The following is a 19930-nucleotide window of genomic DNA, read 5'->3' as shown; positions in this document are numbered from 1 at the left end:
AAAGACCCGAGGTACGCCGAACAGTGGCCAACAAGTCGCTCAACAAAGACCGCCGTGCGGTCATCAACGACATCCGCAAGAAGCAGGGCCGCGCCGAGCGCGTCCGTGGTGCGGCGATCGTCGGTGTCTGCGTCGTCATCGCCCTGGTGATCGTGGGTGCCGCCGCGTGGGGCCCGATCACGGACTTCTTCAAGACCAGCAAGTACGACGACGTCGCACTGCAGGACATCGGGAAGAGCGCGAAGGCCGCCGGGTGCCAGAAGGTGACCGAGATGGCCGCCGACGGCAACCAGAACCACATCGCCACCGGCACCCAGCAGACCTACACGACCGCTCCCCCGGCGTTCGGCCCGCACTGGAACGAGGCCAACGTCGCCCCGGCGGACATGTCGCGCAAGTTCTACACCGCGGCCGACCGTCCCGAGCTCGAGGCGCTGGTGCACAACCTCGAGCACGGCTACACGATCGTGTGGTACGACGACACCGTCTCCGAGGACGAGCTGAACACGCTCCGGGCGATCGGTGACAAGTTCGCCGGCACCTCCAACTTCCGCTACAAGTTCATCGCGGCCCCGTGGACCGCCGCCGATGCCAAGGAGACCGCGGTCGCCGGCGACAAGAAGACCGAGTTCCCCTCGGGCACCCACATCGCCCTCACCCACTGGTCAGCCGACCCGGCCAACCCGACCGAGGCCTCCACCCAGAAGGGTGTCTTCCAGTACTGCGAGAGCGTCTCGGGCGAGGCGATCAAGGACTTCATGCGGAAATACCCCTACACCTCCAGCCCCGAGGCCCAGGCCATGTGACCTGGTCCCTCAGGACGTACGAAACGGCCGTCTCCCTTCGGGGAGGCGGCCGTCTCTCGTTCCCGGGGCAGACTCAGGTGAGGTCGGTGCGGTCGGAGTCCTTGAGGGCCGCGACGATCTTCTTGACCTGCTGGGCGTGGGCACGGGTGGTGACCAGGACGGCGTCGTCGGTGTCGACGACGACGATGTCCTCGAGGCCGATGAGGGCGATCGTGCGGCCGGAGTGGGGAACGACCAGACCGGTGGAGTCGAGGGCGTGGACGAGGGTGTCGTCGCCGAGGATCGTGGGACCCTCGGGCGAGGCGGTGGTGGCGGCCTGGAGCAGCGTCGCGAGCGAGTCGAAGTCGCCGATGTCGTCCCAGCCGAGGTCGGCGGGCACGGTGGCCACCTTGCCGGCCGCGGCGGCCGGCTCGGCGACGGCGTGGTCGACGGCGATCTTCGGCAGCGTCTCCCACAGCTCCTCGAGCCGGGACGGTTCGGCGGCGATCGCCCGCAGCCGTTCGGTGAAGCCCGGGTCCGACTCCGCGAGCAGCTCGAGGAGGACCGTGGGGCGGACCACGAACATCCCGGCGTTCCACCGGTAGCGGCCGGTCGCGAGATAGCCGGCCGCGACCTCGGCCGACGGCTTCTCGACGAACTCGTCGACCAGATAGGCGCCGTGGTGGCCGTCCAGCGGCTTGCCCTCGGCGATGTAGCCGAACGCGGTCGAGGCGAAGGTCGGCGAGATGCCGATCGTCACCAGCCAGCCGTCCGCGGCGACCGCCGCGGCGCTGCGTACGGTCTCGTGGAAGTTGTCGACGTTGCGGATCACGTGGTCGGCGGCGAAGGAGCCCATCACCGCGTCCGGGTCGCGTCGCTCCAGGAAGGCCGCGGCCAGGCCGATCGCGGCCATCGAGTCGCGCCCGCTCGGCTCGGCCAGGATCGCGTCGTGCGGCACCTCCGGCAGCTGCTCGCACACCGCCCGCTCGTGGACCGCGCCGGTCACCACCATGATGCCGTCGCAGACCGGCTCGAGACGGTCGTAGGTCTCCTGCAGGAGCGTACGTCCGTGGCCGGTCAGGTCGCGCAGGAACTTCGGCTCCGAGGAGCGCGAGAGCGGCCACAGCCGGGTGCCTGCGCCGCCTGCGGGGATCACTGCCCAGAACGTCATGCCGCCACCTCCGTAGGGCACGTCGAAGAATACGGAAGTGGCGGCATGATGGACCCACTGGTCGCTCGCTGGCGCTCGCTCATGCCGCACACCTTAGAGTTTCGACGTGACCAGCTTTCCCGAGACCCTCGCCCGAGCCCTGCGGACCAACCCCGGCGGTCCGTTGGTGACCTTCTACGACGAGGCCAGCGGCGAGCGCCAGGAGCTGTCGACGGCGACGTACGCCAACTGGGTGGCCAAGGCCTCCGGCCTGCTCCTCGACGAGCACGGCCTCGAGCGCGGCGACAGCATCCGCATCGACCTGCCCACCCACTGGCTGGCCGCGGTGTTCCTCGGCGCCGCCTGGAACACCGGCCTCGTGGTGACCGACTCGGACAGTCCCGATGCCGTCGTCTGCGGTCCCGAGACCCTGTCGGCCTGGGCGGACGGCGCCGGGAAGCGGCCGACGCTGGCGTGCTCCCTGCTGCCGTTCGGCGTACGTTTCGCCGACCCGCTCCCCCCGGGCGTGCACGACGTCGGCATCGAGGTCTGGGGGCAGCCGGACGCCTTCACTCCGTGGGACCCGCCGACCGCGGACGACGCGGCCACCTCGTGGGCCGGCGTCGAGACGAGCCACGCCGAGCTGTTCGGGGCCGAGGGGAACACCGGACGGCTGCTCTCCACCGTCCCGTCGGCCTCACCGGCCGGCACCGAGCTCCTGGCCGCCCTGCTGGTCGGAGGCGGCTCGCTGGTGCTGGTCACCAACGCGACCGAGGAGCGCCTGGCGGCTCTCGCCTCGAGCGAGCGCGCAACGCAATTCCCGGACCGCTCGTGACGATGTCTCCATTCCGCACGGATATCGCCGCCGGATAAAACCCGTTCCTCACCGAGATATCGTCCGCTGAATTCAGGTTCTACCGATAGACGATGAATCGGCGCCAGCCTTGGATTCGTAATCCGGGCCGGCGCCGACAGGGCGCCCGACAAAACACGGTGGTGCGGCGCCCTACGGACCCGAGGAAGGGGTGGGCTGTCCTGGGAGTCCGTAGTCGATCGAAGGCGCCGCCCGCCGCGCCGCGAGGCGTCATGGGCGGGTCACAGGCTGTTCAGGAAGTCGATGACCGCCTGGATGATCTCCTGGATGATGCCGGGATCAGACATGAACAGACTCCTTTCCAAGTTCCCGAGAAACCCTAGAAATGCGAGCCGGTGACCGGCAGAGAAGCGCGTTGCGTCCCCCTGTCGCAAACTCGCCGAAAAACACGTTAGGCATACTTCACGGACCCTGTCCATGAATCCTCGGAATTACCGCGATAACGAAAATTCGTGACGCGCGGGTTCGGACGGCTATCCGAACTGGTCGTAGCCCCGCATGACGCCCATCCGCGACTTCCGGTCCCAGCCACCGCTCTGGTCGTGCTCATAGGCGAACCACATCCCGTCGGACCTGCGGCGCAGCAGCAGGTCCCCACCGGTCGAGGCGCCGCGCAGGTCCTTGGTCGCGAGGATGAAGTCGAAGGCGCTCGTGTCGATGCCCGGGTCGGAGTAGGTGGTCAGGCCACCGGGACCGTTGGTGCGGAAGACCAGCAGCTTGTCCGAGACCTTGAAGATCGCCTCGGGCGAGCCGTCGTCGGCGTAGAAGCGGCCGGCTCCGATGACCTGGGTCGAACCGTTGACCGCGCTGCGCATCCGGTAGGAGGGACGCAACGCACCGGTGCCGTGCCCGGGCCAGACCCGGATCTCACCGGTGGGGTGCTTGCCCAGGAGGTCGGGCCAGCCGTCGCCGGTGATGTCGCTGACCACGTCGATGACCGCGAGCGACTCGAAGTTGCGCCCGATGATGACGCCGGTGGCGAAGGTCTCGGTGCCGTTGCCCCGGTAGAGCCGGATGGTGCCGTCGGTGTGGCGGATCAGGATGTCGCCGTCGCCGTCGCGGTCCCAGTCACCGGCATTCATGAGTGTGGCCGAGCTGCCGCCGGCCAGGTTGGTCGCCCGCGGCGTACCGAACCGGGCGTTGCCGTCGGTGCGGATCACGACGATCCGCTTGTCGGAGGCTCGCCGGGCGACCAGGTCGGGGTAGCCGCGACCGCTGATCTGCGACTGCAGCTCCCGCGCCGCCCAGCCGGCCTGCTTCGAGCCCGCCTGCGAGCGGATCGTGCTCAGCTGGGCGTAGAGGTAGCGGCCGGGGCACGCGGTGGAGCCGGCGTCGCGATGGCCCATGATCGCGTGCGCGAAGGTGCGGTCGCCGATCCTGGTGGAGCCCTTGTTGCCGCGTACGCCGTGCAGCGAGAGCTTCCACGCGAAGAGCGTGCCGAACGCGTTCACCAGCGCGCTCGGGGGCGCGACGTCGTCGAAGTTGCCGATCGCGGAGGCGCCGAAGCTGTAGCTGTTGTAGCCCGACGTGTGGGCGCCCACGACGGGGCGGTCGACACCGCCGTAGCGGCCCTCCCAGATCCGGCCGAACTTGTCGACCAGGAAGTTGTAGCCGATGTCGCGCCAGCCGCGGCTCTGCACGTGGAAGGCGTAGATGCTCCGGATGATCCCCGGCACCTGGTCCCGGGTGTAGGAGTTGGTGTTGACGGTGTGATGCACGAACCCACCGCGTACCTCGTGGTAGTCGGGCGGGCCGGCCTCGCGCACGCTCTCGTCGGCGCCCCACTGGCGACGGCTGTAGATGCTGGGCTTGGGCGTGTACGCGGCCGCCGACAGCGTCGCCTCGCCCTCCTCGGCGCTCTCGACGCTCTCCGCGCCCTCGGCTTCCTCCGCCTGCTCCGGCGCGTCCTCGGCCCCGGTCTCGATCTCGGGCGACTCGCTGCGCGTCGAGCTCACCTCGCCGGGGGTGATCACCGCCAGCCGGAGGTCGGCGGGCACCTCGGCGCCGGTCAGCCGCAGCCGCGCCTGCACCTGCTCGACCTCGCCGACGATCGCCTCCATCGTGCCCGGTCGCGCCCCGGAGGCCTCGGCTGACGTCGGATCAGGAGCATGGTCGTCGATGTGGACGTCCAACGCCTGCCAGTCGCTCCACGTCCCGTCCACCAGCGTGCGTACGTCCGCCGCGACCGCCTCCTCCGGGACGACCGCGCCGGGCGCCCAGGTGAGCCCGACCGTGCCGAAGCCGTTGACGAGCTGCGGGAGGCTGGTGACGGTCACCGCATCGCCCGCGGAAGCGGCCCTCCTGGCTTCCGCGGTGAGCCGGCCCGTCACACCACGCCCGGACGCGCGGCCCTGGGCCAAGGGCGCGGTCAGCGAGATCTCCTCGAGGTGGGCGTCGACCGGCTCCGCGGGCACCTCGGCCGCGGACGGCACGGCGACCTGGCTGTCCGAGACCGGCACCTCGCCGGGGCGGACCACCTTCAGGTCGACGACGGTGCTCGCCGGGACCAGCGCGGCCAGGACGACCCCGAGCACGAGCAGCTGCTGGGTCGAGGCCACGTAGCGGGACCGAGCACGCTGAGTGTCGTTCGACTCGTCTTGTCCGGCCTGCGAAAACATGCGTGGATCCCCCTGGTTCCGTAACACCAGGGAACATCTTTCACATCAGCAACAGGGGACGGAAGAGCCCGCGGGGAACTACATATCTGTAATTCCTCGCGGGCTCACGGACCGAGTTGCGCTCAGACCTCCGCGCCGAGAGCGCTGTCGGCGGCCTCGAGCTGCTTCAGCTTGGCCGACCCTTTGGCGTCGTCCTCACCGTAGTGGAGGTATTCGATGCCCTCGTCGACGTCGCCGTCGAAGACCAGGCGGCCCTTCTCCAGGCAGATGACCCGGTCGCACATCCGCTTGACCGAGCCGGCGGCGTGGCTGACGTAGACCACGGTGCGGCCGCTGTCGCGGATCTCCTCCATCTTCTCCATGCACTTCTTCTTGAAGGGCTTGTCACCGACGGCGAGAACCTCGTCGGCGAGGAAGATGTCGGAGTCGATGTGGACGGCGACGGAGAACCCCAGCCGGGAGTACTGCCCCGAGGAGTAGTTGCCGACCGGCGAGTTGAGGTGGTCGCCGAGCTCGGCGAACCTCACCACGTCGTCGTAGATCTCGGCGGTCTCCTCGGCGGAGAGCCCGTAGATCGCCGCGTTGAGGAAGATGTTCTCCCGACCGGACAGCTGCGGGTGGAAGCCCGCACCGGTCGCGATCAGGCCGGCGATCTGGCCACGCGTCTTCACGACACCCTCGTCGGGGCGCATGACACCGCTGATCAGCTTGAGCAGCGTCGACTTGCCGGAGCCGTTGAGCCCCATGAGACCGACCGACTCGCCCTGCTTGATCGTGAAGGTGACGTCGTCCAGCGCCTTGAAGGTGTTGGAGACGGCCCGTCCCTTCATCTTCGCGACGGTGATGTCCTTGATGCTGCGGTGGTAGCGGAGCGTGAAGTTCTTCGTCACCCCGTCCACCACGATCGAGTCGGCGCTCATGTCAGACGCTCCGGAATCTTGTTCTCGTACTTGCTGAAGATCACCTGGGCGATCACCAGCAGGACCAGCGAGGCGCCGAACGCCCCAAGCCCGAACAGCCATAGGTTCTCGGGCAGGTGCTTGACAGCGGTCGCCTCGGGATTCGGGGTCGCCCCGACCCAGAAGGCCTGCTGGAAGAGCAGCACCGCATCCGCGATCGGGTTGAGCAGGTAGATCCAGGACCTGTCCCCGAGGAAGGCCTCGATCATCGAGAACGGATACATCATCGGTACGCCGAAGCGGATGTAGTTGGTCAGGATGTTGACCGCGCTGCCGAAGTCACGGAAGAAGACGTTGGCCAGGCTGAAGACCAGCGCCAGCGCCGTGCCCAGCGCCATCACGATCCCGAGCGCCAGCAGGAACGCCGGGATCATCGTCCAGGTCGGCGTCCACCCACCGAGCAGGCAGACGATCACCAGGATGATCGACGCCGGCACGAGGTGGTAGAGCGAGACCAGCATCGAGGCGACCGGGAACATCTCCTTCGGCATCGCCATCTTCTTCAGCAGACCCTTGTTGCCGAGCAGGGACCGGGTCCCCGCACCGAAGGTCTCGGTGAAGAAGTGGACGATGACGAGCCCGGCGAACAGGTGGACCGGGTAGTTGTCCATCCCCTTGTCCGCGCCCATGATCTTGCCCATGAACAGCCAGTAGACGCAGAACTGCGTCAGCGGGTTGATGTAGGACCAGAACACGCCCAGGATCGAGTTGGAGTAGCGACCGCTGATCTCCCGCTGCACGAGCAGCTTGAGCAGGTAGCGGCGCTTGAAGACCGAGAGCAGCCCGAGGTTCTCCGCCGGCGGTGCCAGCGGCGCGTCGACGATGCGTACGGGACGTTCATCAACTCCGGTTGCCATCGGTCCCCTTCTCCTCAGCGACCATCCACGGCTCGAAGGTCTTCTCCCACGCCTCCGGCGAGGTGAACTCGCTCAGCTTGGAGCGGTACTCCTCGGCCAGCTTGGGCCAGCGACGCTTGAGCTGGCGGTGCACCTTGATGGTGTCGCGCAGCATCTGGTTGAAGAGCTTCTTGTCGCGGCGGTAGAAGGCAGCACCCTGCTGGTCGTTCATCGACACGATGGCGCTGTCGTACTTGGTGATCCGGTACCACTGGTTGTCCATCGCGGCGAGCTCGGCCTCGGGGAACTCCGTGGAGAGCTTGCGCGGCTTCATCAGCTGCCGGATCGGTGCCTTGAGCGCGGCCAGCTTGACCTCGCGGTTGGTCGGCACGTCGGTGTCGTCCTTGCCCTTGCGCGGCGGCTTGTGGCGGCGCACCGGCGGGAACTCCTCACGGTCGGCCTTGAGCTGCGCGTCCGGGAAGTCCTTGACCATCTCGCGTACGGCCGGAAGCTGGGTCGCGAGGGTCTCGTGGAGCTTCTCGGGGCCGGCGAGCACGTCGAGCAGCGCCTGGTGGCGCAGCAGGACCGTCGAGTACTGCATCGAGACCAGGTGCTTGACCTGGTGGGAGAACGACTCGGTGACCATCCGGCCGCCGTCGTCGTAGATCGAGTGCAGCAGCGCGGCGACGAAGCGGTTGCGCTGGTGGAAGTAGGACTGCCAGTCGAGCGCGTCGTTCTTGTCGGTCCACGGGACGTGCCACACGGCCGCACCCGGGAACGAGACGGTCGGGAAGCCGGCCGCCTTGGCGCGCAGGCCGTACTCGGAGTCGTCCCACTTGATGAAGACCGGCAGCGAGAGACCGATCTCCTCGATCACCTTGCGCGGGATCAGGCACATGAACCAGCCGTTGAAGTCCACGTCGACACGCTTGTGCAGCCAGCGGGTCGAGCGCAGGTTGCGGGCGCCGAAGTCCCAGTCGCCGTAGACGCCGGGAGCCGACTGCCACCAGAACCGCCACGGCTGGACGATCTCGCCGTAGGAGTGCAGGCGGGACTTGGCGTAGAGCGAGAACATGTGGCCGCCGACGATGGTCGGCCGCTTGGCGAGGTCACCGAAGGTGATCGCGCGGATGATGCCCTCGGGCTCGCAGACGACGTCGTCGTCCATCATCAGGGCGTACGTCGCGGTGCCCTTGCGCACCGACTCGAGCTGCCCGCGCGCGTAGCCGCCGGAGCCGCCCAGGTTGCCCTGCTCGATGATGTGCAGCAGGTCGCCCAGAGCCTTCTCGGCCGCCGGGAACTCGACGTCGTCGACGACCTTCTTGGTGCCCTGCTCCATCACGAAGACGGTGTCGAGGTAGGGGCGCAGCGCCTCGTCCTCACCCATCTGCGCGAGCAGCTTGGCGCAGAAGTCGGGCTTGTTCATCGTGGTGACGCAGATGTCGACGGTGCCGTGCTCGGCACGGTCGTCGGGGACCTCCGCGGTCCACTCGGCCGAGGTGATGACGGCGTCCTCGTCGGAGGCGACGACGTCGTACCAGTACCAGCCGCCGTCGACGAACGGCTTCAGCGGCAGGTCGAAGGTGAAGGTGCCCTCGGGGTTGGTGCCGGTGTCGGCGGCGTCGACGCGCTGGGAGCGGCCGTTGGCCATCGACTTGTAGACGATGACGCTCGCGCCGCGGCCCTGCAGCGCGACGGTCAGCTTCACGTCGTCGACCACGGTGTGCCGGCGCCAGTAGCTGGCGGGGAACGCGTTGAAGTAGGTGCCGAGCGAGAGCCGCTCGCTCTTCAGGATCCGCAGCGCCGTACGCGACTCGATCTGGTCGGGGTGGATCTGGGTCCCGTCGTTGATCGACTGGCGGATCTGGGCGTTGTTGAGCGCCTGGGCCGTCTTGTCGGAGCCGACCTCGTACTTGTCGGCGTCGAGGATGGCGGCCTGGTTGTCGACGTAGAGCGGGAGTACGTCGGAGTCACGGTCCAGCGGCAGGATCTGCCGCTGGAGCAGTCGGGTCACGCTCATTCGTCAACGCCTCCGGAGGTGAGCGGGGTGCCGTCCTCGAAGTGGGGACGGAGCTTGTTCTCGAACATGGTGAGCGCGGACGCGATCGCCATGTGCATGTCCAGGTACTTGTAGGTGCCGAGGCGGCCACCGAAGAGCACCATCGGCTCCTTCTTGGCCAGGTCGCGGTAGACCAGGATCTTCTCGCGGTTGTCGGCGGTGTTGATCGGGTAGTACGGCTCGTCGCCTTCCTGGGCGAAGCGGCTGTACTCCTTCACGACGATGGTCTTGCCCGGCTTGTAGCGGTCGGCACGCTCGGGGTGGAGGTGCTTGAACTCCAGCTCACGGGTGAACGGGACCTCGGGGTCGTTGGCGTTGACCACGCCGGTGCCCTGGTAGTCGTCGACGTCGAGGATCTCGGACTCGAGGTCCACGGTCCGCCACGACAGCTTGCCGGCGGAGAAGTCGAAGTACTCGTCGACCGGGCCGGTGTAGACGATCGGGACCTTGCCCTTGTAGTCGTCGACGACCGTGAAGAAGTCGGTGTCGAGCAGGACCGTGATGTTCGGGTGGTCGGCCATCCGCTCGAGCCACGCGGTGTAGCCGTCGACCGGCAGACCCTCGTACTTGTCGTTGAAGTAGCGGTTGTCGAAGGTGTAGCGGACCGGGAGGCGCGTGATGATGTCCGGCGACAACTCCTTGGGGTCCTTCTCCCACTGCTTGGCGGTGTAGCCCTTGATGAACGCCTCGTAGAGCGGGCGGCCGATCAGCGAGATCGCCTTCTCCTCGAGGTTCTGGGCCTCCTCGGTCTTGAACTCGCTGGCCTGCTCGGCGATCAGCGCGCGCGCCTCGTCGGGCGTGTGCGACTTCCCGAAGAACTGGTTGATCAGCGCGAGGTTCATCGGCAGGGAGTAGACCTGTCCCTTGTACTTGCCGAAGACCTTGTGCTTGTAGTCGGTGAAGTCGGTGAACTTCCGCACGTAGTCCCACACCTTCTCGTTGGAGGTGTGGAAGAGGTGGGTGCCGTACTTGTGCACCTCGATGCCGGTCTCCTCGTCGAACTCGGAGTAGGCGTTGCCACCGATGTGGGGGCGGCGCTCGATGATGAGCACCTTCTTGTCCAGCTCGGAGGCGGCGCGCTCGGCGATGGTCAGGCCGAAGAGGCCGGAGCCGACGACGACGAGGTCAGGAGTGGTTTCAGGGGAGGACACGATCGCTCAGTCTAGGTCTCTGTGGGTAAGGGGTCGGTCAGGAGGAGGTGGTCGGGACGGTTCGCATACCCCGCGCGGCGCGCAGGGCCTTGATCACGTTGACGGCTTCGTGCTTGCCGCCTCGCAGCGGGCTGAGGAGGACCACAGCCGCGGTGATGAGCCAGGGCTTGAGACGTACGAGGACGTTCTCGCCGTAGCGGAGGTGGACGACGAAGAGGTTGCGGTACATGTAGAAGCCCTTCCAGCCGGCCAGGTCGTGCTGCTGGCTGAAGTCGAGCTGACGCACGAGCACCGCGTCGCGTACGGCCCAGATGGTGCGGCCGGCGCGGCGGGCGCGGATCGCGAGGTCCACGTCGTCGTAGAAGATGAAGTAGGTCGGGTCCGGGAGGCCGATCTCCTCCAGGACGGTGCGGCGGATCATGAAGCCCTCGAAGGCGACGTTCTCCACCGGGACACGCTCGGGCATGGCGTCACGGGTCGGGTAGGTGTCCATCACCGCGGCGGTCTTGGGCTTGATCGCGAGCGGGTTGCGCAGGTCGAACTTCAGCGCGGCCAGCTCGATCAGGTTGCCGTTGCGGTCCTCGCGCACCGAGAAGAGGCAGTCCTCGTCCTGGGCGAGCAGCACCTCGAGACAGTCGTGGGCCGGGACGACGTCGTCGTCGATCAGGTAGAGCCGGTCCCAGCCCTGCTCGACCGCGGCCTTGGTGCCGAGGTGGAACCCACCGGCGCCACCGAGGTTCTCCGGGCTGTCGATGACCTGGAGGTTGGGCGTGACCGCCTCGGCGAGGACCTGCGCGGTGTGGTCCGTGGAAGCGTTGTTGACGACGATCACGGCGTCGGCGGGCTGATCGAGCTTGGTGAGCCCGTCGAGCAGCCCACGCAGCATGTCGGCGCGGTTGTAGGTGACGACGACGATCGCGACCGTCTCACGGGTGGTGCTCAACGAAGGAACCTCTCGTGTCCACTGAAGTCCCCCCGGATAGCCGCCCACCACGCCTGCGCAGAGAGCCGGATCCGCTTCGGCTGCGGCTTGGTGAGCAGGTAGAACCATAGAGTCTTGGCCACGAAAGCCAAAGCGAAGGGCCACCCTCGGTAGTCGCGCAGGTTGAGCAGGTTGTTGCGTGCCATGCAGTAGTGCTTCAGATCGCTGGGCGTGTGGTTGTACGTCGCCCTCCCCCACGCCATCGGGGTGCCGAGATCACCGACGGCCGGGTGGCGCACCTGAGCCCCGACGACGGTCGCGATCCGGGCCCCCGCCTGCTCGGCCCGGAGGCGGTACTCGTGGTCGTCGCCCCAGATGAAGTACTCCGCCCGGGGGTAGCCGATCCGCTCCACCAGGTCGCGGGTGACCAGGACCCCGTTGAACGGGATCACGATGTCCTTGATCAGTCCGTCGGTGGCCGCGGCCTCGACGTCGGCGAGCTGGTGCACGACCTTGGAGCGGCCGGGGAGCCGGATCGGGAAGACCAGGCGTCCGGGGTCGCCCTCGTCGACGACGAGCGGCCCCCAGAAGTCGAGGTCGGTCTGCTTGAGGAGGAGGGCCAGGCAGTCGGGGTCGGGCAGGCCGTCGTCGTCCATCAGCCAGACCAGGTCGGCGCCGCGCTCGACCGCCAGCTCCAGGCCGTCGTGGAAGCCGCCGGCGCCGCCGCTGTTGCGCTGCAGCGTGCGCGCGACCACCGGGACCTGGCGCTGGCCGGGCTCCTCGGCACCGTCGAGCTCGGCGAGCCACTGCGACGTACCGTCGGTGGAGGCGTTGTCGATGACGATCACCTCGTCGATCCCGTCGACCACGTCGAGCCGCTCCAGCAGTCGCTGCAGCAGCTCGAGACGGTTGAAGGTCACCACGACGGCGGCGACGCGATTGCTCCCTGGCACGGATCCAGACTAGCCGCGACCGCGGGGTATCCCGGGAATCAGCGAGTCGCCGTGACGCCCCGTTAACGCGTTGTTCAACACGCGTGGCACGCTCAGCACGCCGAGGCGAGGTCGTCGGTCTCGTTGGCCTGGTAGCCCTTGTTGCGCGAACCCAGCGAACCGCCGGCCACGGGGCCGCCCTTGTCGGAGTCGCCGGAGGCCTTCGTCTTGTTCTTGGGGGCGGGCGCCTTGGTCTCGCCGTCGTCGCCGGTGCTGGGCGAGGCGCTCTGCTGTTTGAGGGCCTCCTCCATCTTCGGGGTCGCCTTCTTCACCGCCTTGCGCACCTCGGCGTGGATGTCGGACATGTCCGGGTCGGCGGTGTTGACCAGCGGCGGCACCAGCGAGAGCGTCGAGATCTTCTGCGACTTCGCCTTGAGCGCCAGCGCCGAGAACCGCTCGATCTCGCTCGGCGGGACCGAGGTGGTGATCGTGGAGCCGGTCGCCTTCGCGACGTCCTGGTAGTGGCGTACGACGTCGGCCGGGCTGGTCTGTTGCAGGATCGCGTTCAGGACGCACTTCTGGCGGGCCATCCGGGAGTAGTCGTCGGAGTCGTGGCGGGCCCGGGCGTACCAGAGGGTCTCCCAGCCGTCGAGCTTCCTCGTGCCGGGCTGGATGTGGGTGTAGAAGCTGTCGGAGGGGATGCCGACCGGGATCGGCTGGCGCACCTTCAGGGTGACGCCCCCGATGGCGTCGACGATCTCCTGGAAGCCGTTGAGGTCGACGATCGCGTAGTAGCTGATCTGCAGGTCGGTGATGCCTTCGACGGCGTCGACGGTGGCGGCCATGCCGGGGTCCTTCTCACCCTTGTAGAGCTCCTTGTGCTCCCCTGCCCAGGTGCTCACGCCGTTGAGGTAGCAGCCGTCGCAGTCGAAGCCGCGTGGGAACTCCTTGTCCATCGGGGAGCCGTCGTCGAAGGTGAAGTTCTGCATGTTGCGGGGCAGGCCGATGAGGACGGTACGTCCGGTGACCGCGTCGATCGAGGCGACCGTCAGCGAGTCGGGCCGCAGGCCCCAGCGGGTCTTCCCGCCGTCGGAGTCGGCTCCGGCGAGCAGCACGTTGAAACGGCCGTTGTGGGCCTCGGCGGCCTCCGCGCCGGCGAAGATCGCCTCGACCATGCCCTTGTGGACCCCGACCAGGTGGGCGCCGAAGATCAGGGTCGCGGCCACGGAGAAGGCCAGCGCGCCGTTGATCGCGACCACGATCCGGCGCTGCTTGAGGTCGAGCTCGAGCGGGCGGCCCAGCCGCCAGGCGTCGATGAAGAGCGCCGCCCAGGAGATCGCACCGGCGATGAGCGCGATCCGGAAGAGCCCGAGCAGCCAGGGCGTGGTGCCCAGACGGAAGATCAGGCCGTGCCAGAGCAGGGAGATCCCGAAGACCAGCCCGGCGGTGATCGCGAGACCGATGACGGTCCAGATCGCGATCCGGCCGACCCGGCGGTTGCCGGCGACGAGCTGGGCCGACCCCGGCAGGAGCAGCGTGATCAGCAGCAGCGCCATCGCGCGGCGGAACCGCACGCGGGAGGCGCGCTCGGCGGCCGTACGCTGCGGCCGGTAGTTCTGGTCAGCCATCTCGGGTCCCTCGGGTGATGAGTTTGCACCGCCAGTATCACTAGTCACACAGGTAACAGAGTGACGCGACGCGCCGACCAACTCTAGTCGTCGGGCACGGTACGTTTGAGCCCATGCCAAACCCCCGCAACCCTGGCAACCCGAACGATCCCCGGTCGCAGCAGTACGGCTGGGCGTACGGCGGTGGCCAGCCTGCTCAGAACTCTGGTCCGGAGCCGACCAACGTCATGCCCACCGTCCGTCGGCCTCAGGCCGGCTCGCCGCCCCCGGCGCCGCCTCGTGGCGGCTACGACCGGCCGCTGCCCCAGCCCGGCGAGATCGCCCCCACCCCTGGGCAGGGCGGCTACGGCAACCAGGGCTATGGCCAGGGCGGCTACAACCAGGGCTACAACCAGGGCTGGAGCCAGCCGAGCGAGTACGGCGGCAACGGGGGCTATGGCGGGCCGGGCGATGGCTACGGCGATGGCTACGGCGGCGGTCGCGGGGGCCGTCAGCCGAGGCCCAAGAAGCGCCACCCGTTCCGCAAGTTCGTGGCCATCGTGATGATCCCGGTGCTGATCCTGGTCGGCGCCGTCGCCTGGATCGGCATCAGCGCCTGGAACAAGGTCGACAAGGTCCCTTACGAGCCCACCGCGGGCGAGCGGCCGGCGGACCAGCCCGGCACGACCTACCTCGTCGTCGCCAGCGACTCACGGGAGGGCCTGACCGCCGAGGAGAAGAAGAAGCTGCACACCGGCGATGCCGCTGGCAGCCGCACCGACACCATCAAGCTGCTGCACACCGGCGCCGGCAAGACGATCGTGGTGACCCTCCCTCGCGACTCGCTGGTCCCGATCCCGGGCCACGGCACGACCAAGATCAACGCGGCTTTCGCCTACGGCGGCCCTGAGCTGCTGGTGCAGACGATCGAGCAGAACACCGGCGTACGCATCGACGGCTATGTCGAGATCGGCATGGGCGGCCTGGCCCGCCTGGTCGACGGCGTCGGCGGCATCGAGATCTGCCCCAAGAGCGACATGAAGGACCCGTTGGCCGGCCTGGACATCAAGAAGGGTTGCCAGGAAGCCAACGGCGCCACCGCGCTCGCCTATGCCCGCTCTCGTCACGTCGAGAGCACCGGCGACCTGGCCCGCGGCGTCAACCAGACCGAGGTCATCTCGGCGATCGGCAAGAAGGCGACCAACCCGGGCACGCTGCTCAACCCATTCAAGCTCGCCGAGATGGGCAAGGGGGCCGAAGGCCTCAAGGTCGGCGAAGGCATGAGCGTCATCGGCGGCGCGAAGTTCCTGTGGGCGTTCAAGGCGCTCGCCGGCGGCTCGGCGATGACCTGCGGCGTCCCGATCAAGGACTTCGCGGTCAACTGGCGCAAGGAGGACGCGCTGACGATGTTCGGCCACATCAAGGAGGACACCGTGGACGACATCCCCGCGGACATCTGCACTCCCACCGGCCTCCCGAAGAGCGTCACCGGCTGAGCCTCGGACCATTCGCAGCCGTCCCTACTGACTTTCGTCGGTAGGGACGGCTGCTTTTCGTCCACTGTCCCCGGCCGCGTACGTCCCTAGGTTCGAGGCATGATCACTCTGGACCACCTGACCAAGAGATACGGCGCGACCACCGCGGTCGACGATCTCACCCTGCAGATACAGCCCGGCCGGGTCACCGGCTTCCTCGGCCCGAACGGCGCCGGGAAGTCGACCACGATGCGGATGATCCTCGGCCTGGACCGGCCGACGTCGGGGACCGCCACGATCGACGGCCGCCCCTACGCCTCGCTGCGGCGTCCGCTGCGCGAGGTCGGTGCGCTGCTGGACGCCAAGGCCGTGCACCCCGGCCGCCGGGTGCGTACGCATCTGGTGGCGATGGCGCGGAGCAACTCGATCCCGGTGGCCCGGGTCGACGAGGTGCTCGAGCGGGTCGGCCTGGCAGGCGTCGGCCGGCGGCGGGCGGGGAGCCTCTCGCTCGGGATGAGCCAGCGGCTCGGGATCGCGGGCGTGCTGCTCGGCGACCCGCGGGTGATGCTCTTCGACGAGCCGGTCAACGGGCTCGATCCCGACGGCGTGCTGTGGATCCGGAGGCTGCTGAGGTCGCTCGCCGCGGAGGGGCGTACGGTCCTCGTCTCCAGCCACCTGATGAGCGAGATGCAGCAGACTGCCGATCACCTGGTCGTGCTGGGCCGTGGGCGGTTGCTCGCGGATTCCTCGATGGCCTCGTTCCTCGCCGGGCACTCCTCGCTGGAAGAGGCCTACTTCCGGCTGACCGCGGGAAGCGTCGAGTACGCCGGGGAGGTGGCCTGATGCTTGCTGCGATCTCGTCCGAATGGACCAAGCTCTGGTCGGTCCGCTCGACCTGGTGGTGCCTGATCGGGGCCGCCGCGCTGATGGCGCTCTACGCGGTCCCGTTGGGCCTCGACGCGGCCGAGCCCAACCCAGACATGTCCTACGCGGATCAACTCCTCCACGTCGAGGACGTCGCCACCGCGGGGCTGCTGTTCACCCAGTTCGCGCTGATCGCGCTGGCCCTGCTGACCGTGACCTCTGAGTACGCCTCCGGCAGCATGCGTACGACGCTGCAGTGCGAGCCCCGACGCGGCCGGGTGCTGGTCGCGAAGCTCGTCGTGGTCGAGGTGGTCGCCCTGGTCGTCGGCGCACTCCTCGCGCTCCTGGGCGCGACCCTCGGCTACCTGACGGCGGGTGACTACGGCGTCTTCGACGTCTCCGCGGTGGCCACGGTGGCGGGGAAGGTCAGCGTCTACCTGGGCGTGGTCGTCGCCCTGGCCATCGGGCTGGCGGTGGCACTGCGCAGCACGGCGGGCGCGCTCGTCGTGGCCTTCCTGGTGCTCTTCCTCCTGCCGATGGTGCTGATGATGAGCGGGATGGACCTGATGACCGAGGTGTCCTACTACCTGCCGGGCACCGCCGGCACGGAGTATCTCGGGATCGGGATCGCGACCCTCTTCGGCCTCGACGACGGGCTCCCCTACGACGGCAACGGCGGCCTCGGTCTCCTCGCCGCGTGGTCGATCGTCACGCTGCTGGCCGGCCATCTGGTGTTCCGCCGGCGGGACGCCTGAATCTCGACAAGCTCGATCACCGGCGCGCTTGGTCCTCGCTCACGAGCCCTGCCTCGTGGGCGAGGACCGCTGCCTGCACCCGGTTGCGTACGTCGAGACGACCGAAGGCGCTGCTCAGATAGGCCTTCACGGTGCCCTCCACGACATGGAGCCGGCGGCCGATCTCGGCGTTGGAGAGCCCGGCGCCGACCAGCGCCATCACGTCGCGCTCGCGGGCGGTGAGGGCGGCGACCTTGGCCCGCGCGTCGGCTGCCCGCGACATCCGGTCGCCGGCCCCGGCGCCGAGCTCGGCGATGACCCGCTGGGCCACCCGCGGGGAGAGGAAGGCGGCGCCTTCGGCGACCGCGTGCACGCCCGCGAGCAGCTCGCGCGGGTCTCCCGACTTGAGCAGGAACCCGCTCGCACCGTCGCCCAGCGCCCGGGCGATGTAGGCGTCCTCTGAGAAGGTGGTCAGCATGACCCGCGCGGTCTCAGGGGCGGTCCGGGCGATCTCGGCCGCGGCCGCCAGCCCGTCCATCCGCGGCATCCTGACGTCGAGCAGCGCCACGTCGGGCCGGTGGCGCTGGGCAGCCTCGACAGCCTCGCGCCCGTCGGCCGCCTCCGCGACCACCTCGATCGCCTCGTCGGTCTCCAGGATCGCGCGTACGCCGGCTCTGACCATCGCCTCGTCGTCGGCGAGCAGGACCCGGATCAACGCGCCACCTCGCGCCGCTCGACGCTTCGGCGGTCGGCGCGGGCGGGCAGGTCGGCGACGACCTCGAAGCCTCCGCCCTGGACCGGGCCGTGGCGCAGCGTGCCACCGGCGGCCCGCGCCGCCTCGTCGAGCCCCGCCAGACCCAACCCGGTCGTCGCTCCTGCCCGCGGCGGAAGCGTCGCTCGGCCGTTGCTCACCGAGAGGCGTACGCCATCGGGTTCACGCTCCTCCACCGAGACCGTCACCGACGACCCCGGAGCGTGCCGGGCGGCGTTGGTGAGCGCCTCCTGCACGATCCGGTGCGCAGCGGCGTCCCGCACCGGGGCGGTGCCCTCGGTGAGCGAGCCCACCAGGCGTACGTCCATCCCCGACTCACGAGCGCGCTCGACCAGGCCGGCGATCCCGGTCGCGGCGGGGGTCAGAGGAGCCTCCTCGGCGGCAGGACGGAGGACGCCGACGATCTCACCGAGTCGCTCGGTGGCCCCGGCGGCGGCCTCCCGGATGTCGCCGGCCGCCTTCTGGTGGGCCGCGGAGAGTCCCGGCGCCACCTCGAGCGCACCGGCGCGCAGCGCGATCAGACTGAGCTCGTGGCCCAGGGAGTCGTGCATCTCCTGGGCGATCCGGGCCCGCTCGGTGAGCTGGGCCTGCTCGATCTCGGTCGAGTGGTGGCGGGCGACCTGGCGCAGGTAGCGGCCGCTGAGCCACGGCAGCGCCATGAAGATGATCATGTTGCCGGCCATCGCCACCTGCACACCACCGCCGTTGACGGCGGCGTCGAGCACGGTCAGCGTCACCACGGCGACGCCCACCACGGCCACCGACGGCCAGGCTCGGTCGGCCCATCTGCCGACGAGGAAGCTCACCAGGGCCGCGAACGCGACGTAGCTGATCAGTATCCAGCCGTCGTTGGCCACCACCGTGCCGCCGACCAGGACGCACACCAGTGCCACCGCGACCGCCGGGTGCCTGCGCCGCAGCCACATCGCGAGCGCGACACCGACGACGCCCGCCACGGCCGACCAGCCCGACCACTGCGGATGGCCGGCGCCGCTCATGTAGAGGTGCTCGGCGGCGACCGCGACGACCAGCAGTCCCGAAAGGATCGACTCCCAGACCCGGGGCCGGCGCAGCAGACTCACGCTCCCCACGGTAGTTGCCGCCCTGCCCGGGCTGTACCGACTTTCGACAGTAGGTGAACCCGACCCGTCCGCGGCCGAACAGAACCAATCCCCGGGCAGGGGGTCTCGACAAGCTCGACCACCGGTGCAGACTGTGACCCATGGCTTACGAGACCCTGACCTTCGACGTGGACGCCGACGGCATCGCGCTCCTGACTCTGAACCGACCGGACGCGCTCAACTCGTTCACGGTGACGATGGCACGCGAGCTGGAGGAGGTGTTCACGACCGACGCGATGGCCGACGAGGTGCGCGCGGTGATCGTGACCGGCGCGGGGCGGGCGTTCTGCGCGGGGATGGACCTCTCGGCCGAGGGCAACGTCTTCGGCCTCGACGAGTCGCTGCACCCGACCCCCGAGAAGCTCGCCGAGCACCTCGCCGACCCGGCCAAGCACCCCGAGTACGCCGAGGGCGTACGCGACACCGGTGGCAAGGTCACCCTGGCCATCCACGCGCTCCCCAAGCCGGTGATCGCCGCGGTCAACGGCCCGGCGGTCGGGATCGGCGCCACGATGCTGTGCGCGATGGACGCGCGCCTGGCCTCCTCCAAGGCGAAGATCGGCTTCGTCTTCGGCAAGCTCGGCATCGTCCCCGAGGCCTGCTCGTCCTACTTCCTGCCGCGCGTGGTGGGCGTGCCCCGGGCCCTGGAATGGCTCTACACCGCGGAGATCCTCGATCCCGACCAGGCCCTCGACGGTGGCCTGGTCCGCAGCATCCACCTGCCCGACGAGCTGCTGCCCGCCGCCTTCGAGCTGGCCCGGAGGTTCACCCAGAACCGGTCGCCGGTCGGCACGGCGCTCGTGCGCCAGCTGATCACCCGCAACGCCTCCGCGCGTCACCCGCTCGAGGCGCACCTGAGCGACTCCCTGGCGATGTTCTACGCCTCGATCGGCGACGGCAAGGAGGGGGTCGCGGCGTTCCTGGAGAAGCGAGCCCCGGAGTTCACCGCGAAAGGCTCCGAGGTCCCGGACGTCTTTTTACGCTCTGACCTGCAGCGATAGCCGCGAACCCCCTGTTGTGCCGGGGGATCCTGCGTTACCGTCGAAAGTGGGCCCGCCCGCTGGTCCCTCA

Annotated in this window: 17 protein-coding genes; 6 read left to right on the top strand and 11 right to left on the bottom strand. The window is 68.8% G+C overall.

All coding sequences use genetic code 11. From position 1 onward, the window contains the following. Positions 1 to 23 precede the first annotated feature (23 nt). Positions 24 to 806 (top strand): DUF3105 domain-containing protein, encoded by a 783-nt coding sequence (locus HD557_RS04140; RefSeq protein ID WP_008361235.1) that lies wholly within the window; start codon positions 24 to 26, stop codon positions 804 to 806. Between the two features lie 73 nt (positions 807 to 879). Here the strand turns inward: HD557_RS04140 and HD557_RS04135 are convergent, their stop codons facing one another. Continuing rightward, complete coding sequence (locus tag HD557_RS04135) at positions 880 to 1956, bottom strand: mannose-1-phosphate guanylyltransferase (RefSeq protein ID WP_040756021.1); 1077 nt, start codon at positions 1954 to 1956, stop codon at positions 880 to 882. A 106-nt stretch (positions 1957 to 2062) separates the two neighbouring features. Here HD557_RS04135 and HD557_RS04130 point away from each other — a divergent pair, with 106 nt between their 5' ends. Then, complete coding sequence (locus HD557_RS04130; RefSeq protein ID WP_196872897.1) at positions 2063 to 2770, top strand: TIGR03089 family protein; 708 nt, start codon at positions 2063 to 2065, stop codon at positions 2768 to 2770. Positions 2771 to 3282: 512 nt separating this feature from the next. On the opposite strand, the gene HD557_RS04125 is transcribed toward HD557_RS04130, so the two are convergent. The 8 genes from HD557_RS04125 to HD557_RS04090 all read right to left on the bottom strand — a co-directional run bounded on the left by HD557_RS04125 (position 3283) and on the right by HD557_RS04090 (position 13914). After that, entirely contained in the window at positions 3283 to 5367 is a 2085-nt protein-coding gene (locus HD557_RS04125) for an N-acetylmuramoyl-L-alanine amidase (protein WP_196872896.1), read from the bottom strand. A 182-nt stretch (positions 5368 to 5549) separates the two neighbouring features. After that, a complete protein-coding gene (locus HD557_RS04120; RefSeq protein ID WP_196872895.1) occupies positions 5550 to 6347 on the bottom strand; it encodes an ABC transporter ATP-binding protein in 798 nt (265 codons plus the stop codon). Beyond that, positions 6344 to 7243, bottom strand: a complete 900-nt coding sequence (locus tag HD557_RS04115) for an ABC transporter permease (RefSeq protein WP_008361229.1) — start codon at positions 7241 to 7243, stop codon at positions 6344 to 6346. The genes HD557_RS04120 and HD557_RS04115 overlap by 4 nt, the downstream gene beginning before the upstream one ends. After that, positions 7227 to 9242: a glycosyltransferase gene (locus HD557_RS04110; RefSeq protein ID WP_196872894.1), complete on the bottom strand. Its 2016-nt coding sequence runs from the start codon at positions 9240 to 9242 to the stop codon at positions 7227 to 7229. Before HD557_RS04110 ends, HD557_RS04115 begins: the two co-directional genes overlap by 17 nt. Continuing rightward, positions 9239 to 10432: a UDP-galactopyranose mutase gene (glf, locus tag HD557_RS04105; RefSeq protein ID WP_008361225.1), complete on the bottom strand. Its 1194-nt coding sequence runs from the start codon at positions 10430 to 10432 to the stop codon at positions 9239 to 9241. Before glf ends, HD557_RS04110 begins: the two co-directional genes overlap by 4 nt. Before the next feature lie 37 nt (positions 10433 to 10469). Continuing rightward, positions 10470 to 11375 (bottom strand): glycosyltransferase, encoded by a 906-nt coding sequence (locus HD557_RS04100; protein WP_008361223.1) that lies wholly within the window; start codon positions 11373 to 11375, stop codon positions 10470 to 10472. Further along, positions 11372 to 12307 carry a glycosyltransferase family 2 protein gene (locus tag HD557_RS04095; RefSeq protein ID WP_196872892.1) on the bottom strand — a complete coding sequence of 312 codons (936 nt, stop codon included), beginning with the start codon at positions 12305 to 12307 and terminating at the stop codon, positions 11372 to 11374. Before HD557_RS04095 ends, HD557_RS04100 begins: the two co-directional genes overlap by 4 nt. A 92-nt stretch (positions 12308 to 12399) precedes the next feature. Continuing rightward, a complete protein-coding gene (locus tag HD557_RS04090; RefSeq protein WP_196872891.1) occupies positions 12400 to 13914 on the bottom strand; it encodes an LCP family protein in 1515 nt (504 codons plus the stop codon). Between the two features lie 113 nt (positions 13915 to 14027). On the opposite strand from HD557_RS04090, the gene HD557_RS04085 reads away from it, so the two are divergent. From HD557_RS04085 to HD557_RS04075, 3 genes are all read left to right on the top strand, one after another. Further along, a complete protein-coding gene (locus HD557_RS04085; protein WP_196872890.1) occupies positions 14028 to 15389 on the top strand; it encodes an LCP family protein in 1362 nt (453 codons plus the stop codon). Positions 15390 to 15488: 99 nt separating this feature from the next. Further along, positions 15489 to 16211: an ATP-binding cassette domain-containing protein gene (locus tag HD557_RS04080; protein WP_196872889.1), complete on the top strand. Its 723-nt coding sequence runs from the start codon at positions 15489 to 15491 to the stop codon at positions 16209 to 16211. Beyond that, a complete protein-coding gene (locus HD557_RS04075) occupies positions 16211 to 16987 on the top strand; it encodes an ABC transporter permease subunit (RefSeq protein WP_196872888.1) in 777 nt (258 codons plus the stop codon). The genes HD557_RS04080 and HD557_RS04075 overlap by 1 nt, the downstream gene beginning before the upstream one ends. Positions 16988 to 17003: 16 nt before the next feature. Here HD557_RS04075 and HD557_RS04070 read toward each other — a convergent pair whose 3' ends face one another. Both HD557_RS04070 and HD557_RS04065 read right to left on the bottom strand, forming a co-directional pair. Continuing rightward, positions 17004 to 17681 (bottom strand): response regulator, encoded by a 678-nt coding sequence (locus tag HD557_RS04070; protein WP_196872887.1) that lies wholly within the window; start codon positions 17679 to 17681, stop codon positions 17004 to 17006. Further along, positions 17678 to 18820 carry a sensor histidine kinase gene (locus HD557_RS04065; RefSeq protein ID WP_196872886.1) on the bottom strand — a complete coding sequence of 381 codons (1143 nt, stop codon included), beginning with the start codon at positions 18818 to 18820 and terminating at the stop codon, positions 17678 to 17680. The genes HD557_RS04070 and HD557_RS04065 overlap by 4 nt, the downstream gene beginning before the upstream one ends. Before the next feature lie 140 nt (positions 18821 to 18960). On the opposite strand from HD557_RS04065, the gene HD557_RS04060 reads away from it, so the two are divergent. After that, a complete protein-coding gene (locus HD557_RS04060) occupies positions 18961 to 19860 on the top strand; it encodes a crotonase/enoyl-CoA hydratase family protein (RefSeq protein ID WP_196872885.1) in 900 nt (299 codons plus the stop codon). The last annotated feature ends 70 nt before the right edge of the window (positions 19861 to 19930 follow it).

The organism is Nocardioides luteus, assembly GCF_015752315.1.
Classification (GTDB): Bacteria; Actinomycetota; Actinomycetes; order Propionibacteriales; family Nocardioidaceae; genus Nocardioides.
The sequence above is the reverse complement of the archived record's forward strand: the minus strand, read 5'-3'. Positions and strand labels throughout refer to the sequence as shown.